Origin of the sequence: Methylophilus sp. 3sh_L, from assembly GCF_046766015.1 — a bacterium.
In the GTDB taxonomy this organism is placed as follows: domain Bacteria; phylum Pseudomonadota; class Gammaproteobacteria; order Burkholderiales; family Methylophilaceae; genus Methylophilus.
The window spans coordinates 1,020,787-1,038,004 of record NZ_JBKOUF010000001.1; the positions used below are offsets into that span (position 1 = coordinate 1,020,787).

Below are 17,218 nucleotides of genomic sequence, written 5' to 3' on the forward strand. Positions count from 1 at the left end.
TTCATCTTCGCCTTTCCTGCAAGCTCTCCTTTTGATTTTGGTTTCGCCACCGGGGTTTTACTACTGGAGATGTGACCGTCATTGCGAAAACATGCTGCGCGCATCCATTTCTAAGGCGCTTAGTCTGATTGTGTATGCGTGATTTGGGGAGTCGCGGTATGCTTGGTATGATGTGGTTTTTATATTTTCATAAATGTAATTGTGAAAAGCTGTGCTGTTATTTGTGTGTATTGGATGTTGTGTACCAGTGCGATCGTTATTCAAGCTTCTGAAGAAGCTTTATTTTATGAAACGGATGCCGCGCACAGTGATCGGGTATTGAATGTGCCTGAGCCGATGGTGTATGACCTTGTGCGGCCATTGGGCGTGAAGCAGGGGGATTTGGAGATTAATGCGCTGGTGGATGTGAATACGGCGAGCGATGAGGTGAGTTGGGCGCCGGAGCTTGAATATGGGCTGGCGGATGACGTAGGGGTGGAGCTGGAGTTGCCAATTGAAAATACGCGGCACGAAAGGTATAAATTAGCCATTCAACATACCTTGGAGATTTCTAGTGCGCGCGGTGTGGCGACCGGCTGGCAGGCTTTTGTGGATATGCATAAACACAGTAAAGCGCTGTCAGCCGATGCGACCTACATTATCGCTAAACGCTGGACTGAGCAATGGTCGTCGCTAAGTATGCTGGGGCTCAGGGTGCAGAATATCAACCGCCGTGCCAGGACAGATTATTTACTCAACCATTCGGTATTTTATGATGCATCCGCGCGATTGACCCTAGGCATGGAAATGAACCAGGAAATCAGCCGGGGCGGCACTTGGCGCTATCGGTTGACACCGCAAGTGCATTTTGATGCCAGTGAGCGTTATACCTTGCAGATGGGCATGGCGGTATCGACCTTGAACCCTGCAAAAAACTCGGAAAAGTTTTGGAGTTTCAGGCTGATCCGCGTCTTTTGATTGTCAGGGTGGAGGGCGAAAAAGCAAAAAGCGCCCGCAGGCGCTTTTTTAAACACGCTGTTTTGTAGTTAAACCTTGAGTGCGTGCTCAATACGGTCCAGCGCTTCGCGCAGGTTATCCATGCTGGTGGCAAATGAAATGCGGAAGTAGCCTTCTGCGCCAAATGCGGAGCCAGGCACCACTGCCACATTATGTTCTTCGAGCAGGTACTCAGCGAGTGCCATATCGGTGGTTTCCTTGATTTTGCCAGCCTGGTGCAGGTTGGCAATGGCTTGGCGCGCATCCGGGAAGGCATAGAATGCGCCGCCAGCCATCAGGCAGCTCAAGCCTGGCATGGCATTAAAACGATCCACTACATATTTGTGGCGCTCGCGGAAAGCTGCGACCATCGGTTTGATGCAGTCTTGCGAACCGCTGAGGGCTGCTTCGGCCGCATATTGTGAAATTGAGGTCGGGTTGCTGGTGGACTGGCTTTGCAGGATTTCCATGGCCTTGATGATATAAGCGGGACCTGCGGCATAACCAATCCGCCAGCCGGTCATGGAGTACGCTTTTGAGACGCCATTGAGTACGATGCAGCGGTCTTTAAGTCCAGGCGCCGCATTGAGGATGTTATGGAATTTTTCACCAGTCAGGTTGACGTGTTCATACATGTCATCGGTCGCGACCAATACATGCGGGTGCTTCAGCAGCACTTCACCCAAGGCTTTTAATTCGTCCAAAGTGTAGACTGCGCCAGTCGGGTTGGAAGGTGAGTTGAACATCACCAGCTTGGTCTTGGCATTAATGGCGGCTTCCAGTTGTGCTGGCAGCAATTTAAAGCCTTGCTCGATGCCGCATTCGATAATGACTGGTTTGGCCTCTGCCACCATGGCGATATCGGCATAGCTGACCCAGTAAGGCGCTGGCACAATCACTTCATCGCCTGCATTTAACACAGCCAGGCACAGGTTGAAAATCGTTTGCTTGCCGCCAACGCCAACAATGACTTCATTGGCCGCGTAATCAAAGCCGTTTTCCTGTTTGAATTTGTTGACGATGGCTTTTTTAAGTGCCGGGATGCCACTCACAGGGGTGTATTTGGTATATCCGGCATCAATCGCTGCTTTGGCTGCATCTTTAATATGTTGAGGCGTGTCGAAATCGGGTTCACCGGCCGCGAGGCCAATAATTGGGCGGCCTTCAGATTTATACTTTGCCGCTTTGGCAGTGATGGCCAGGGTGGGCGATTCTTTAATGGATAACACGCGTGCGGACAGCACGTTGGCAGCAGCTTGGTTCAAGATCACTTCCTTGTTGGGTCGTATGCTTAATAATCAGGCTGCAACTGCAGCCCGCAAAAAAATGAAAAACGCAATATTTTACGCAAAAACAAGCGGGTAGGGAAGTGAAAGGCGCGCAAACGCGCGCCTGCTGTTTAAGTCTGTCGGTGCTGGCTGGCCGCCATCAGCGGACGAGGATGGCTTACAACAAAGTTAGCACTGCTTGCCACAGCCAAGATAGGCTTGGTAGGCGGAGACCAGGGTAGGGTCTATTTGCTGCAACTTGCTTTCAATCTCGTGCACGGTTTGCTGGTCGCCAAGCTTTTGCGCCATTTCACCGCGCCTGAACCAGGCCTCAACAAACTGTTTATCCAGTTTAACCGCTTCAGCGAAAGCGTTGGCCGCCGTATCAAAGTGCTTGAGGGACATTTCTGCCAAGCCCAGGCTAAACCAGGCATCTGGGCTGTTCGCTTCTTGCTGGGTCCATTGCTGGCTGATTTTTTCCAATGCAGGCCAATCCCGGCGCGACTCAGGCACGGCGGCACGCATGTAATAAGGTTTCTTGTCCTCGTCTTCTTCCCACAGGGCTTTGCCGGAAACCGGAAAAACAGTGCTGGCTGGCATTTTTTCCAGCGTTTCCAGCCACTCTACCGGTAAAGCGAAATGGATGCTGCCGCCATTGCCCGCTGTTTTAAAGGTATTGATACCGACCAGTTTGCCATCCATATCAAAGAGCCCACTGCCGCTGGCACCCATCAGGAACTTGGCGCTGCTACGGATCATGTTGCCGGAAGGCGTGGGGTACAAACCCTGAATTTCACCGACAGAGGTGATGGGCGCTGGTACGCCATTAGAGTGGCCAATGGCGGTAATTTCCTGTCCGCGGCTCAAAGCTAGGCTATTGCCACGTGGCACAGCTTTAAATGGCATGTTATTGGTGGTGACCAGGCACAGGTCGTGCCAGGCATCTGCACGTACGCTGGTGATGGCGTAGCTATCCTCGCCACGCGAGACCCAGGGTTGTTTAGTGGCGCGCATCACGTGGCAGTTGGTCACCACGGCGTTTTCAGCCACGACCACACCTGAACCGTAGGCCATGCCACCGTCTTGATTGTAGCCACGGATCATGACCACACCAAAATAAGCCTCCATCAACGCTTGCTGATTATAGGCATGGACAACTGAAGAAACCACAGAAGAAACTAGTGCCAGAACGGCGACCCAAAAGAATTTCACATGACCCCCAAAAGAATATTATTGATTGCTGCTTGAATGACTGGTGCCTGCGATAAAAGTTCTGGCGAAAAGTAGTTGGGTAAAGTGTAAATCATATGCCTGCATGCGCAAAAGCAGTTAAAATAGATAACATATTCTTTAATCCCATACACAGATTGTTGTTGTGATCGTTACTTTCCCCGGTAGTAAATATGAATTGCACCAGCCGTTTCCACCGGCTGGCGATCAACCGCAGGCGATTGAAAAGCTGACACAAGGGATTAATGACGGTCTACAGTTTCAAACGCTGCTGGGCGTGACCGGCTCTGGCAAGACCTACACCATGGCCAATGTGATCGCCCGCACCGGCAAACCCGCAATTGTGATGGCGCCTAACAAAACTCTGGCTGCGCAGTTATATAGTGAATTCCGCGAGTTTTTCCCTAACAATGCGGTCGAGTATTTCGTCAGTTATTACGATTATTACCAGCCTGAGGCCTATGTGCCTTCACGCGACCTGTTTATCGAAAAAGACTCCAGCATTAACGACCATATTGAGCAGATGCGTTTGTCTGCCACCAAGGCCTTGCTTGAACGTGAAGATGCGGTGATTGTGGCAACCGTTTCCGCCATTTACGGCATTGGCGATCCGGGTGAGTACCATGGTATGGTACTGCATATTCACCAGGGCAAAAAAATTGCGCAAAAAGACATTGTTGCGCACCTGATTGCCATGCAGTATGACCGTAACGACTTTGATTTTGGCCGCGGTTGTTTCCGCGTCCGTGGCGATATTATTGATGTGTTCCCGTCAGAGAACAGTGAAACTGCGGTCAGAATCAGCTTGTTTGATGATGAGATTGATAGCATCCAGTTGTTTGATCCCTTGACCGGGCAGATTTTTAACAAAATCCATAATTTCCGTATTTTCCCATCCAGCCATTATGTGACGGCACGGGAGGCGACCGTCCGTGCCATGGAGACCATCAAGGAGGAATTGCGTCAGCGCGTGAGTTTTTTCTTGAGTGAGAATAAGCTGGTGGAGGCACAACGCATCGAGCAGCGTACTCGCTTTGACCTCGAAATGTTGAATGAAATCGGCTTTTGTAAAGGCATTGAAAACTACAGCCGACATTTGACTGGCCGCAACCCGGGTGATCCGCCGCCTACGCTGATTGATTACCTGCCTGCTCAAGCGCTGATGATCATAGACGAGAGTCATGTGACGGTGCCGCAGATTGGTGGCATGTATCTGGGCGACCGTTCGCGTAAGGCGAATCTGGTGGATTATGGCTGGCGCCTGCCTTCAGCCATGGATAACCGGCCGCTCAAGTTTGAAGAGTTTGAGCGGATCATGCGCCAGTGTGTGTTTGTGTCTGCGACGCCTGCCAATTACGAAAAAGAGCATCAGCAACAAGTGGTTGAGATGATTGCGCGGCCAACCGGACTGGTGGACCCTGAAATCACCGTCAAACCTGCCGATACCCAGGTGGATGATTTGCTGGGCGAGATCAAGCTGCGCGTAGCAGCAGGCGAGCGCGTGCTGGCCACGACCCTGACCAAGCGCATGGCCGAAGACCTGACCGATTATCTGAGTGAGCATGGGGTCAAGGTCCGCTATTTGCACAGCGATATTGATACGGTAGAGCGGGTGGAAATTATCCGCGACTTACGCCTGGGCGAGTTTGATGTATTAGTCGGGATCAACTTGTTGCGTGAAGGGTTGGATATTCCAGAAGTGTCGCTGGTGGCGGTGCTCGACGCCGATAAAGAAGGCTTTTTGCGCTCCGAGCGCTCCTTGATTCAAACCGCTGGCCGTGCCGCACGTAACTTGAATGGCCGGGTGATTTTTTATGCCAACACCATTACGCGCAGCATGAAACTGGCGATGGATGAGGCTGACCGCCGCCGTAAGATTCAGCTGGCGTTTAACGCCGAGCATGGCATTACGCCTAAAGGCGTCACCAAGCGCATCAAAGACATTATTGATGGTGTGTATGACAAAGATGAAGCCCAGCGTGAACGGAAGGCAGCGCAGGAACAAGCCAGCTATGAAAGCATGAGCGAAAAAATGCTGACCAAGGAAATCAAGCGCATTGAAAAAGCCATGCATGACGCGGCCAAAAACCTCGAATTTGAAAAAGCGGCGCAGTTCCGCGATCAACTGAAAAAACTAAAGTTACAAGCCTTTGGTGCCGAAGTAGAAGATTTAAAATGAGTATCTTAAATACCTGTATAGGGTCAATCGCCGCCGTATGCACCACGGTCGCCTTTATCCCACAAGTGTTGCAATCCTGGCGGACCAGGGATTTAAGCGGTATCTCGCTACCGATGTACACCATTTTTACTTCCGGGGTCGTGTTGTGGCTGATTTATGGCCTGTTGATTGGGGATTGGCCAGTGATTATCGCCAATGCCGTGACCGCCTTGTTAGCCGGGATCGTTCTTTGCTTAAAATTGAAATCTATATTAAAAAATTGAGTCACACTTTATTATTGTTTTTATAACTATATTTATTGATTAGGATACGACCATGAAAAAAATTACAAAAGCAGTCTTCCCTGTTGCTGGCTTGGGTACACGTTTTTTACCTGCCACCAAGGCGAGCCCCAAGGAGATGCTCCCTGTCGTCGACAAACCGCTGATTCAATATGCGGCGGAAGAGGCGATTGCAGCCGGTGCGACCGAGTTGATTTTTATCACGGGCCGTAACAAACGCTCGATTGCTGACCATTTTGACAAAGCCTACGAACTGGAAGCCGAGCTTGAAGCCGCAGGCAAACAAAAACTGCTGGATATCGTGCACAGCATTTTGCCCAAAGGTGTCAGCTGCGTGTTTATCCGTCAATCACAGGCCTTGGGGTTGGGCCATGCGGTCCTTTGCGCTAAGCCAGTGGTCGGCGACGAGCCATTTTCTGTACTCCTCGCGGATGATTTACTGGTCGGCGATGTGTCGATTACCAAGCAAATGGTAGATATGTATGAGCAGCAACAATGCTCAATTTTGGGCATTGAGACCGTGGCCCCGGAAGAAACCAGCAGCTACGGCGTGGTAGATGCCGTGGCTAAAACAGATGACTTGCTCGAAGTGAAGGGCATGGTGGAAAAACCAAAACCGGAAGAAGCGCCTTCTAACCTGGCGGTGGTTGGCCGTTATGTGTTGAGTCCACGTATTTTTGATTGCCTGGAGCATGTTAAACCAGGCAAGGGTGGTGAAATCCAGCTGACAGATGGTATTTCTGCCTTGATGCAGTATGAAAAAATCATGGCTTACCGCTACAAGGGCAAGCGCTATGATTGCGGCAGCAAATTAGGCTTTATGCAAGCCAACGTTGAGCTGGGTCTCAAGCACCCAGAAATTGCCGATAGCTTTAAAGCCTATTTGCAAACACTCAGCCTCTAACGCTCATGATTGCGCCGCAGGATCAATTGCCAGCGCACTGGCTGCAACAGTCACAGCTTGTGTTTAACGCTCAAGAGGTTGCCAAAGCGATAGATGAAATCGCTGCGCAACTACAGCAGCGCATTCAGGCCGATGCCATCATCCTGTTGTGTGTCATGCGCGGCGGCCTGTATCTGGCCGGCCAATTGATGGCGCGGCTGCAGTTGCCTGCACGCATAGACTATCTACAGGCCAACCGTTACCAAGGCACTTCCGGGCATGAGATTGTCTGGCGCAAACATCCTGAATTGGATTTGGCCGGACAAAGCGTGGTGATTGTCGACGATATCCTCGACGAAGGGATTACCCTGGCAGAAGTGGCCCGTTTTTGTCATGCTGCGGGTGCTGCCCAGGTGCTGACCGCTGTACTTACTGAAAAAGACAACGGCTTGCAAAAGCCACTGCAAGCCGATGTCGTAGGTTTGGTGGTGCCAAACCGCTATGTGTTTGGGTGCGGTATGGATGTGTATGGCTGGTGGCGCAATTTGCCCGAGATCCGTGCGCTGATCTAGATCGCCCCAAGTAGACAATGGCCGCTTACTGGAAGATTGCTTTCCGCGTAAGCGGCCATTATTTTGTCCAGCGGAATCATTAAGTTTTGCGCGGCGGGAAAATACTTTTTTTCACCAAGGCATGTACGCCCCAGTTACCATCCACCACTTGGGTGATGCCAAAGTCAACCGCAATAGACATCAGTGAGATCGCTTCATCTTCAGTGAGTCCTTGGGTGGTCATCAAGAAATCGCGCATTTTGCGGTAAGCATCCCGCAAGGCTAAATCTACCGAAGATTTGGCAAAGATACTGTTCTGCGCATCTGGCCCCAAATCTGCCAGGTAGTTCGGATAACTGAAGCCATGCAGCAGCCATTCATCTTGCGTTTCCAGCAACGGATATTTCAGGCTTTCCAGTGCCGTGCCAGGCAGGCTGGCTTTTTTATGCAAAATCAGTTGAAAGGTGCCGGTGAGGGAACACTCAATCGCCGTCCCGCACAGCTCAGAGTCGCCTTGCGACGCATGCGGGTCGCCAACGGAAAACAAGCCGCCGGCTACTGACACCGGGTAATACAGCGTGGCACCCTTACCAATCCGCCAGTTATCAATGTTGCCGCCAGTATAGTTAGGTGGAATCGAGTTAACCATGTCGGCTTCACTCGGTGCGACCCCCATGGTGCCAAAGTGCGGGCGGATAGGAATACGGACATTCTTCAGGACATTGTGGTTTTCTTTGATGGTTTTATGGTCGACCGGTACGCCGGGGTAATCAATGATGGAATGCACGATGCCGAAGGGGTCCGTTTGGGGAGTCCAGCGGAAGTTATACACCGCAGAAGCATAGTTTCTTTCGCCGGTCGCATCGACTTCGTAAATAGTGATGACTTCGCGTTTTTTGGGCTCCTCAATGGTATCCCCGTAATGGAAGCCCCACCAGGCCGCTGCATTGCTGCCAAACGCCTTGCCTTTGTATAAGGGGTTTGCGCTGGGTCTGGGGGTCACATCCACAATACGCACTTCCAGGATATCGCCGGGCTCTGCGCCTTTAATCGCAATCGGGCCGGTGCAAATATGGACACCTAAACCACCGCCAGCGCCCACTTTGGCATTCATGGCACCGATGCCGCGCCTATCTACACCTTTGCGCTTGCTGTCCCAGTAAAACACGCTTTCAGCCCCAGGATCGCCACGCACCATACGCTCGGCATCATCATTGGCATGGTGGGTCAGTGTTTCCAACGTGACATAGTCGCCGGATTCCACCTCAATGAGCGGTTTGAGCGATTTACTGAAAAATCCCCAATGCACTGTTTTGTCATTGGCTGGGACATAAAAATGATTGGCCCGGCCAGTCCCCACTTTGGGGCTTTGCGCAAACGCACTCGGCGACATGCTGATGCCTAATGCCCCTAGCGCTGCTGTGCTACTGCCCACCGCAAACGCATCTTTCAGAAACGACCTTCTTGCTTCGTGAAACTCCTCTTTGACCAGCGCCTCTTGTTCTGGGGCAACACCATGTTGACAACCGGGACTACAAGTATGTTCTGACATATTGAAAGACTCCACCGTGTTAGAAAAGGGGCAATGCGCTGCGATGCAAAAGTGCTGCACTTGAATCATTCAGAGCATCTGAGTCACAAGATTGACTCGCAGAGTGAACGCGTTGCGCGTTGTCCATGCTTTAAACGTCAGGGGTGCCGTACCATAGCCATCGCGGCTATCCTGCAACTTAAAGTTTGCATCAGGCGGTAAGCCCCTTGACTCAAGGGAGGCGACTTTAAGCTAAAGGTAAAGGACGTCGTTTCGAAATGGACTCACTGCCAAGCTTGTGTAATTGCTTTATGGTGGCACTCAGGAGGGGTTTTATTAATAAGTTAAACAACGTAGTTCGTGATTGCTTTGCTTATTTCAGATCTTTTGGCGCTTACAAGCAAGGCGTGGCTGATTCCAGCGCTGCTTACAGGGCTGGAATCTTGACCAAATGAGTCAATCACAGAACGCTTGCTAACGTTGGTTAGCAAGCGGATGAGAGCGCAGTTTATACCGGGCGGTTTTCATTAGGGTTACGCACGGGCCCCATCAGCTTCAAGCCTTCCTCATAGCTGATTTCAGGGAAGTTGGCGCTGAAGCTCATTGCTTTGGCAATGACGGCATCCAGCTTGGCGCCAGTATCCAGTTTTTTCAGGTCGTTTTTTTCCAGGCGCAACAGTTCCAGTAGCTCGTTATATACCGTGGCTTCATCAATGGGCAGGATGTAGAAAGTGCTGCCGTTCATCTTGACTGTGTATTTTTTCAACAGGTCAATATTGTTGCAGAAGACGATATATTTGCCTTCTGGGAGCAGCACGTCTTTGAGTGCATCGACGAGTAAATCCAGATAACCAAATGACAACAGGTAGCCGGTAAAAAACGGCATACCACTTTCGCCTTCCTGCGCATAGGCCATGACCTGGTCGCAGGTGATTTCTGGCGGGCGCGCTTCATCGGCCAGTTGTGGGGCAAATTTAATCGCCAGTTCACCGCGGAATCCAAAGCGGCCTGGCACTTTGGTGGCGTCTTTAAATACTGGGTTTTGCAAACGGTTGGCGGCATTGAGTTTGCCGAAAATGGTACTTTCCATGGTGGTCATTGCAAGGTTCTCCTAAATAAATGAGGCCAGGGGTTACGCTGGCTGGTTACGAATAAAATCTGCGGTTTTAAAGAAAGCCTGATCGAGCTGTGCCCTTAACGTGGCATCTGTCACCACTTCCAGCAGGGCACGCCGCATGCATAACATCCAGGCATCTCTTTCTGCCTCGCCGATACCAAACATGGCATGCCGCTGGCGCAGGCGCGGGTGGCCGCGTTCACGGCTGTACTCCTTGGGGCCACCCAGCCATTCGATCAGAAACTGCACCAGCACCGCCTTGGTTTCAGACAAGTCTGCCGCATGCATGGCGCGGATCGCGGCAGCTTCCGGTGCCGTGTTCATATGCACATAAAAGCGGTCGACCAGACGGCTAATGACCGCTTCTCCACCGATCTGAGCAAAGTGCGGATTGCCTTGAATTTGCGCGACCGGTTTGTGGCGGCTGGTATCCAGCGCCGGATTAATGGGGGGTAATGGTTGGTGCATCCTGACCTCTCTGGGAACTGACAGATAGTCCTGATTCAGCAAGTGTTATACCAACAGCTATGCCAATCGGTCTGCAGAAGGCAAGGATCAAGCCTGGATGCGGCTTGGCGGCCAGTTGGTGTAGAAAGCAACGCATTGAAAGGCGGCTGACCGTATGCAGAAAGCTTTGTTTCATACCGCACGCTGGGCGCCGCTTTTGTCGTGTTTGCGACAGAGGGGATTTAAGGGGGTGTGGACTGCGTTTTTATTAAAATATCAATAAAAATCAAATACTTAAATTTTAATTTTTCTGTTGGCACGCTCCTTGCCATACACAGCCTACATGGCCGACACCATCCATCGCCTGATAAGAAAAGTGATTAGGTTGCGATTCGGAATCGGAAGATGGCTGCGTACAGCGACGAATTTTCATTTAAACCAAAGGAGCTTCATTATGGCTGCATTACGTCAAATTGCATTTTATGGCAAAGGTGGCATCGGCAAGTCCACCACTTCTCAAAACACGCTGGCCGCCTTGGCCGAAATGGGTCAGAAAATCCTCATCGTCGGTTGCGACCCTAAAGCCGACTCCACCCGCCTGATTCTGCACGCAAAAGCCCAGGACACCGTATTGTCCCTGGCGGCAGAAGCGGGTTCTGTCGAGGACCTGGAAATCGAAGATGTGATGAAAATCGGTTACCGCGACATCCGTTGCGTGGAATCCGGTGGTCCAGAACCTGGCGTGGGTTGCGCTGGCCGTGGTGTGATTACCTCGATCAACTTCCTGGAAGAAAACGGCGCTTATGACGGCGTGGATTATGTCTCCTACGACGTATTGGGGGACGTGGTGTGCGGTGGTTTCGCCATGCCTATCCGTGAAAACAAGGCACAGGAAATCTATATCGTCATGTCCGGCGAAATGATGGCGATGTATGCCGCCAACAACATTTCCAAAGGCATCCTGAAATATGCCAACTCCGGCGGTGTACGTTTGGGTGGCCTGGTATGTAACGAACGCCAGACTGACAAGGAACTGGAACTGGCTGAAGCCCTGGCAGGCAAACTGGGTACCAAACTGATCCACTTTGTGCCACGTGACAACGTGGTGCAACACGCCGAGTTGCGTCGTATGACCGTGCTGGAATACGCCCCGGACTCCAAGCAAGCTGAGGAATACCGTCAACTGGCACAGAAAGTTCACGCCAACGCCGGTAACGGCACCATCCCAACCCCGATCACCATGGATGAGCTGGAAGACCTGTTGATGGACTTCGGCATCATGAAGAAAGAGGATGAAACACTGATTGGTAAAGCGGCAACCGCAGCTTAGTCAGTCTTTGGCAGGGGGCTTTTGCCCCTTGCCAACCCCTCCAGAGACGGTTTCAAAAGTTGAGGAGGTTACTTCCAGGCAATTTCAACAATTTTTGAAAAGTTTCTTTTTATCACTGGTTTTTAGTCGAACATAGGAGACAACGATGAGTGCGACTGCTGAAACAAAAGTCAACGGCGCCGAGCTGATTCAGGAGGTGTTAAAAGCCTATCCTGAAAAGTCCGCCAAAAAACGTGCAAAACATTTGAATGTGTATGAAGAAGGCAAATCCGAGTGTGATGTGAAATCTAACATCAAATCGCTGCCAGGCGTGATGACCATCCGTGGCTGCGCCTACGCCGGTTCCAAGGGCGTGGTGTGGGGCCCGATTAAAGACATGGTGCATATTTCTCACGGCCCGGTTGGGTGTGGCCAGTATTCCTGGGCGTCACGCCGTAACTACTACATCGGTACCACCGGTATCGACACCTTCGGCACCATGCAGTTTACCTCTGACTTCCAGGAAAAAGACATCGTGTTTGGCGGTGACAAAAAACTGGAAAAAATTATCGACGAAATTCAGGTACTGTTCCCGCTCAACAAGGGGATTACCGTGCAGTCCGAGTGTCCAATTGGTCTGATTGGCGACGATATCGAAGCCGTTTCCAAGAAGAAAGCCAAAGAGTATGAAGGCAAGGTGATTGTGCCTGTGCGTTGTGAGGGTTTCCGTGGCGTGTCGCAATCCCTGGGTCACCACATTGCTAACGACGCCGTGCGTGACTTCGTGTTTGATAAAACCGACCCCGACAAAAACAAATTCGAGGCCAGCCCGTATGACGTGGCGATTATCGGTGACTACAACATCGGTGGCGATGCCTGGTCCAGCCGTATCCTGCTCGAAGAAATGGGGCTGCGCGTGATTGCCCAGTGGTCCGGTGACGGCTCAATTGCCGAGCTGGAAAACACACCCAAGGCCAAACTCAACATCCTGCACTGCTACCGCTCGATGAACTACATCAGCCGCCACATGGAAGAGAAGTACGGGATCCCATGGGTAGAGTACAACTTCTTTGGCCCGTCCAAAATCGAAGAATCGCTGCGCAAAATCGCCAGCTTCTTTGACGACAGCATCAAGGAAAAAACCGAGCAGGTGATTGCCAAATACAAGGCACTGACCGATGCCGTGATCGCCAAATACAAACCACGCCTGCAAGGCAAAAAAGTCATGCTGTTTGTCGGTGGCCTGCGCCCCCGTCACGTGATTGGTGCCTATGAGGATTTGGGCATGGAAGTGGTCGGTACCGGCTACGAGTTTGGCCACAACGATGACTACCAGCGGACCACCCATTACGTCAAAGACGGCACCCTGATCTATGACGACGTGACCGGTTATGAATTTGAGAAGTTTGTAGAAGCCGTGCAACCAGACCTGGTCGGTTCCGGCATCAAGGAAAAATACGTGTTCCAAAAAATGGGCGTGCCTTTCCGTCAAATGCATAGCTGGGATTACTCCGGCCCTTACCACGGCTATGACGGCTTTGCGATTTTTGCCCGTGATATGGACATGGCGATTAACAATCCGGTATGGGGCTTGACCAAAGCACCATGGCAACAAGCGGCTTAAGAGGAGAACTGACATGAGCCAGAATGCTGATAAGGTTTTAGACCATTTTGAACTGTTCCGCGAACCCGAATATACGGAAATGTTCGCCAACAAGAAAAAGAACTTTGAGTTTGCCGTGCCTGCCGACGAGGTGAAAAAGCAGGTCGAATACGCCAAAACGCAGGAGTACAAAGAGAAAAACTTTGCCCGCGAAGCGTTGACGGTGAACCCGGCAAAAGCATGCCAGCCACTTGGAGCGGTATTTGCTGCCAATGGTTTTGAAGGGACCTTGCCCTTTGTGCACGGCTCACAAGGCTGCGTGGCATACTACCGCTCGCACTTCAGCCGTCACTTTAAAGAGCCGACTTCCTGCGTCTCTTCTTCCATGACGGAAGATGCGGCCGTGTTTGGCGGTTTGAACAACATGATTGATGGTTTGGCCAACTCTTACAGTTTGTACAAACCAAAAATGATTGCGGTTTCTACCACATGCATGGCCGAGGTGATCGGTGATGACCTCAACGCTTTCATCAAGACCTCACGCGAAAAAGGCTCCATCCCGGCTGACTACGATGTGCCGTTTGCCCACACGCCTGCATTCGTCGGCAGCCATATCACCGGCTACGACAACGCGCTCAAAGGCATTCTCAACTACTTCTGGGATGGCAAAGCCGGCACTGTACCCGCATTAGAGCGCAAGCCGAATGACAGCATTAACTTTATCGGCGGCTTTGACGGCTACGTGGTTGGCAATAACCGTGAAATCAAACGTATGTTCAACGAGTTTGGTATCACCCCGACCATGCTGTGCGACCCGTCCGATGCCTGGGATACCCCGACTGATGGCGAGTTCCGCATGTATGACGGTGGGACCACACTGGAAGACACCGCCAATGCGATTCATGCCAAAGGCACTATCGTCATGCAGTCCATCTGCGCCGAAAAAACTGCCGAGTATATCCAGAGCAAGGGCCAGGAAGTGGTCAAGCTGCATCACCCCGTAGGCGTGAAAGGCACAGATGAGTTCCTGATGGCTATTTCCAAACTGTCAGGTAAGCCTATTCCTGCCAGCCTGACCAAAGAGCGTGGCCGTCTGGTGGATGCCATTGCTGACTCCAGTGCCCATATCCACGGCAAGAAATTTGCCCTGTATGGTGACCCTGACCTCATGTTGGGCTTGACCGGCTTCCTGCTGGAGCTGGGTGCTGAGCCAACGACGGTACTCTCCACCAATGGTGACGATGCCTGGGCTGCCAAGGTACAAGCGCTGTTTGATGCCAGCCCGTTTGGCAAAAACTGCAAGGTCTATCCGAAGAAAGACCTGTGGCACATGCGCTCCCTGTTATTTACCGAGCCTGTCGATTTCCTGATCGGCAACACCTACGGTAAATACCTGGACCGCGACACCGGTATCCCGCTGATCCGTCTGGGCTTCCCGATTTTTGATCGCCACCACAAACACCGCTATCCGGTGTGGGGTTATCAAGGGGCCCTCAATGTGCTGGTCACTATCCTGGACAAGATCTTTGACCAGATGGACATCAGCACTAACGGCATCGCCACCACCGATTACAGCTTCGATATCATTCGCTAGTCTGTGATTGAACGCATACCGGGTAGGGCAGTTCGATGCCTGGCCCGGCAGCAATGCAGTCCTGTCTCTTCCCCCACTTTACAATGATCGATTGTTGAGTGTTTAAGCCTCCCGGTTGGGAGGCTTTTTTTATCAGGATGAAATGGCAATCCATATTTATTACTTTTCCAATCCATATTTTCATTCATACATTCACGACATCACCGATTCTTTTGTCGCAAACCATACAATGCCAAATCACTTTAAAAATTATTTATAACACATTGTTTTTAAATATTTATTAATTAAAAATTTATCTTGGCACAGCCTGTGCTATTTCAATAGTAATACATTCGGAGATGTCACGATGCGACAAAGCAAGCCAGTCATCAACGATACCACCTTACGTGATGGAGAGCAGACTGCCGGGGTAGCGTTTAGCCGTACCGAGAAATTGCAGATTGCGTTGGCTTTGGCCGAATTGGGTGTACCGGAACTGGAGGTGGGCATTCCAGCCATGGGCGAGGCGGAAATTGCCGATATACGCGCGATTGCAGCCTTGCAGTTGCCTACCAGGCTAATGGTCTGGGGGCGCATGACCGAGGGCGATTTGCTGGCATGTTTGCGGACCGGGGTGCGCCATGTGAATTTGTCGTTGCCGGTGTCTGATTTGCATATCGAGCGCAAGTTGCGGCGTGACCGGTCGTGGGTGTTGCAGCAGGTAGCGCAGGTGGTATCGCAGGCGCGCAAGGAGGGCTTGCTGGTGTCGGTGGGCGGGGAAGATGCCTCGCGTGCAGATCCACATTTCTTGCAGCAGGTGGTGGCGGTGGCAGAAGCGGCGGGGGCTTGCCGCTTTCGCTATGCCGATACCCTGGGCATTCTTGACCCGTTTACCACCTATGAGCACATTGCAGCCTTGCGTGCGATGACAACGCTGGACATCGAAATGCATGCGCATGACGACCTCGGCCTGGCCACGGCCAATGCACTGGCGGCGGTTCGTGCTGGGGCCAGCCATGTCAATACGACGGTGAATGGACTGGGCGAGCGGGCGGGTAATACGCCGCTCGAAGAAGTCGCCACCGCCTTATGGCGTATCCACGGGTTGGATCTTGGCCTGGAGATGCATGCCTTTCCCGAGATTTCGCAGCTGGTGGCGCAGGCGTCTGGGCGGGCAGTGGCGCTCAATAAAAGCATTGTTGGCGCGGCAGTGTTTACCCATGAGTCTGGCATGCATGTGGATGGCCTGCTTAAAGACCCGGCCACCTACGAAGGCTTTGATCCGGCCGCAGTCGGGCGCGAGCGGCATCTGGTGCTGGGCAAGCATTCCGGCAGCCATGGTGTGCGGCATATCTATGCGCAATTAGGCATCTCTCTGCAGTCAGACGAAACCGATTGGTTGTTGCAGCGCATCCGCCAGTTTGCCGTGACGACCAAGCGTAGTCCGCTCATGGAAGAACTCAAGCATTTTTATCTGCAAGGCCAATCCAGGCCGGGGAGCATGTCATGAATGCAGGCGCACCCACACTGTCATTGTTTGGTTTGCTGCGTGAAGACCTCGCCTGTGTGTTTGAGCGCGACCCGGCTGCGCGCCACTGGCTGGAAGTTTTGCTGACCTATCCCGGGTTGCATGCCACCTTGATGCACCGCATTTCACATGGCTTGTGGCGTCGCGGCTGGCGCTTTGCTGCACGCTGGTTGAGTTATGCCACGCGCATGTTCACGCAAATTGATATCCACCCTGGTGCTTGCATCGGCCGCCGTTTTTTTATCGACCATGGCTGTGGCGTGGTCATTGGCGAAACGGCCGTGATTGGCAACGATGTCACGCTGTATCACGGCGTGACACTGGGCGGCGTATCGTGGAATCCTGGCAAACGTCATCCCACTTTATGTGACGGCGTCATGGTGGGCGCGGGCGCCAAAATCCTCGGGCCGGTGGTTGTAGGTGCAGAGGTGCGGGTGGGCGCCAACTCGGTGGTGATACAGGATATTCCGGCAAGAATGACCGTGGTCGGCATCCCCGGCCGCGTGGTGCTGCCTGACAATGCCCGCCGCCAGCCCCAGCAAGGCATAGACCTCGACCACCATTTGATGCCAGACCCGGTAGGCAAGGCGGTCAGTGCCTTGCTTGACCGGATCGACCAGCTGGAACGCACCCTGGCCATGATGCGCGAAGGCCAGCGGGCCGAGTCCGAAGCACTGGTACAACGCAGTGTGGCCGAAGCCAGCTCGCGCAAACGCCTGGATTCCTGATTTAACCAAGATTTT

General features: G+C 52.2%; 15 protein-coding genes. 10 read left to right on the forward strand and 5 right to left on the reverse strand.

Annotated features, from left to right (window positions below; genetic code table 11):
- Positions 1–234 precede the first annotated feature (234 nt).
- Positions 235–957, forward strand: a complete 723-nt coding sequence (locus ACIDF8_RS05210; protein WP_412009524.1) for a hypothetical protein — start codon at positions 235–237, stop codon at positions 955–957.
- A gap of 68 nt (positions 958–1,025) precedes the next feature.
- Here ACIDF8_RS05210 and ACIDF8_RS05215 read toward each other — a convergent pair whose 3' ends face one another.
- Both ACIDF8_RS05215 and ACIDF8_RS05220 read right to left on the reverse strand, forming a co-directional pair.
- Entirely contained in the window at positions 1,026–2,240 is a 1,215-nt protein-coding gene (locus ACIDF8_RS05215) for a pyridoxal phosphate-dependent aminotransferase (RefSeq protein ID WP_412009525.1), read from the reverse strand.
- Positions 2,241–2,432: 192 nt separating this feature from the next.
- Positions 2,433–3,455 (reverse strand): trypsin-like peptidase domain-containing protein, encoded by a 1,023-nt coding sequence (locus tag ACIDF8_RS05220; RefSeq protein WP_412009526.1) that lies wholly within the window; start codon positions 3,453–3,455, stop codon positions 2,433–2,435.
- A 163-nt stretch (positions 3,456–3,618) separates the two neighbouring features.
- On the opposite strand from ACIDF8_RS05220, the gene uvrB reads away from it, so the two are divergent.
- The 4 genes from uvrB to ACIDF8_RS05240 are packed head-to-tail and all read left to right on the forward strand — an operon-like array spanning position 3,619 to position 7,388.
- Entirely contained in the window at positions 3,619–5,652 is a 2,034-nt protein-coding gene (uvrB, locus tag ACIDF8_RS05225; protein WP_412009527.1) for an excinuclease ABC subunit UvrB, read from the forward strand.
- Positions 5,649–5,915, forward strand: a complete 267-nt coding sequence (locus tag ACIDF8_RS05230) for a SemiSWEET transporter (RefSeq protein ID WP_412009528.1) — start codon at positions 5,649–5,651, stop codon at positions 5,913–5,915. The genes uvrB and ACIDF8_RS05230 overlap by 4 nt, the downstream gene beginning before the upstream one ends.
- Positions 5,916–5,967: 52 nt before the next feature.
- Entirely contained in the window at positions 5,968–6,837 is an 870-nt protein-coding gene (gene galU / locus ACIDF8_RS05235) for a UTP--glucose-1-phosphate uridylyltransferase GalU (protein WP_412009529.1), read from the forward strand.
- Positions 6,838–6,842: 5 nt separating this feature from the next.
- Entirely contained in the window at positions 6,843–7,388 is a 546-nt protein-coding gene (locus ACIDF8_RS05240; protein WP_412009530.1) for a hypoxanthine-guanine phosphoribosyltransferase, read from the forward strand.
- A 79-nt stretch (positions 7,389–7,467) separates the two neighbouring features.
- Here ACIDF8_RS05240 and ACIDF8_RS05245 read toward each other — a convergent pair whose 3' ends face one another.
- The 3 genes from ACIDF8_RS05245 to ACIDF8_RS05255 form a co-directional block, all read right to left on the reverse strand.
- A complete protein-coding gene (locus ACIDF8_RS05245) occupies positions 7,468–8,919 on the reverse strand; it encodes an acetamidase/formamidase family protein (protein ID WP_412009531.1) in 1,452 nt (483 codons plus the stop codon).
- 487 nt (positions 8,920–9,406) lie between these two features.
- A complete protein-coding gene (locus ACIDF8_RS05250; RefSeq protein ID WP_412009532.1) occupies positions 9,407–9,997 on the reverse strand; it encodes a hypothetical protein in 591 nt (196 codons plus the stop codon).
- 33 nt (positions 9,998–10,030) lie between these two features.
- Complete coding sequence (locus ACIDF8_RS05255) at positions 10,031–10,483, reverse strand: group II truncated hemoglobin (RefSeq protein ID WP_194747315.1); 453 nt, start codon at positions 10,481–10,483, stop codon at positions 10,031–10,033.
- Positions 10,484–10,916: 433 nt separating this feature from the next.
- On the opposite strand from ACIDF8_RS05255, the gene nifH reads away from it, so the two are divergent.
- From nifH to cysE, 5 genes are all read left to right on the forward strand, one after another.
- The gene (nifH, locus tag ACIDF8_RS05260) at positions 10,917–11,792 is read left to right on the forward strand and encodes a nitrogenase iron protein (protein ID WP_228518672.1); all 876 of its coding nucleotides are present in this window, start codon (positions 10,917–10,919) and stop codon (positions 11,790–11,792) included.
- 145 nt (positions 11,793–11,937) lie between these two features.
- Entirely contained in the window at positions 11,938–13,395 is a 1,458-nt protein-coding gene (gene nifD, locus ACIDF8_RS05265) for a nitrogenase molybdenum-iron protein alpha chain (protein ID WP_412009533.1), read from the forward strand.
- Positions 13,396–13,408: 13 nt separating this feature from the next.
- Positions 13,409–14,968, forward strand: a complete 1,560-nt coding sequence (gene nifK, locus ACIDF8_RS05270) for a nitrogenase molybdenum-iron protein subunit beta (protein WP_412009534.1) — start codon at positions 13,409–13,411, stop codon at positions 14,966–14,968.
- Positions 14,969–15,314: 346 nt separating this feature from the next.
- Positions 15,315–16,457 (forward strand): homocitrate synthase, encoded by a 1,143-nt coding sequence (gene nifV / locus ACIDF8_RS05275; protein ID WP_412009535.1) that lies wholly within the window; start codon positions 15,315–15,317, stop codon positions 16,455–16,457.
- Positions 16,454–17,203, forward strand: coding sequence for a serine O-acetyltransferase (gene cysE / locus ACIDF8_RS05280; RefSeq protein WP_412009536.1), 750 nt, complete (start codon positions 16,454–16,456; stop codon positions 17,201–17,203). The genes nifV and cysE overlap by 4 nt, the downstream gene beginning before the upstream one ends.
- The last annotated feature ends 15 nt before the right edge of the window (positions 17,204–17,218 follow it).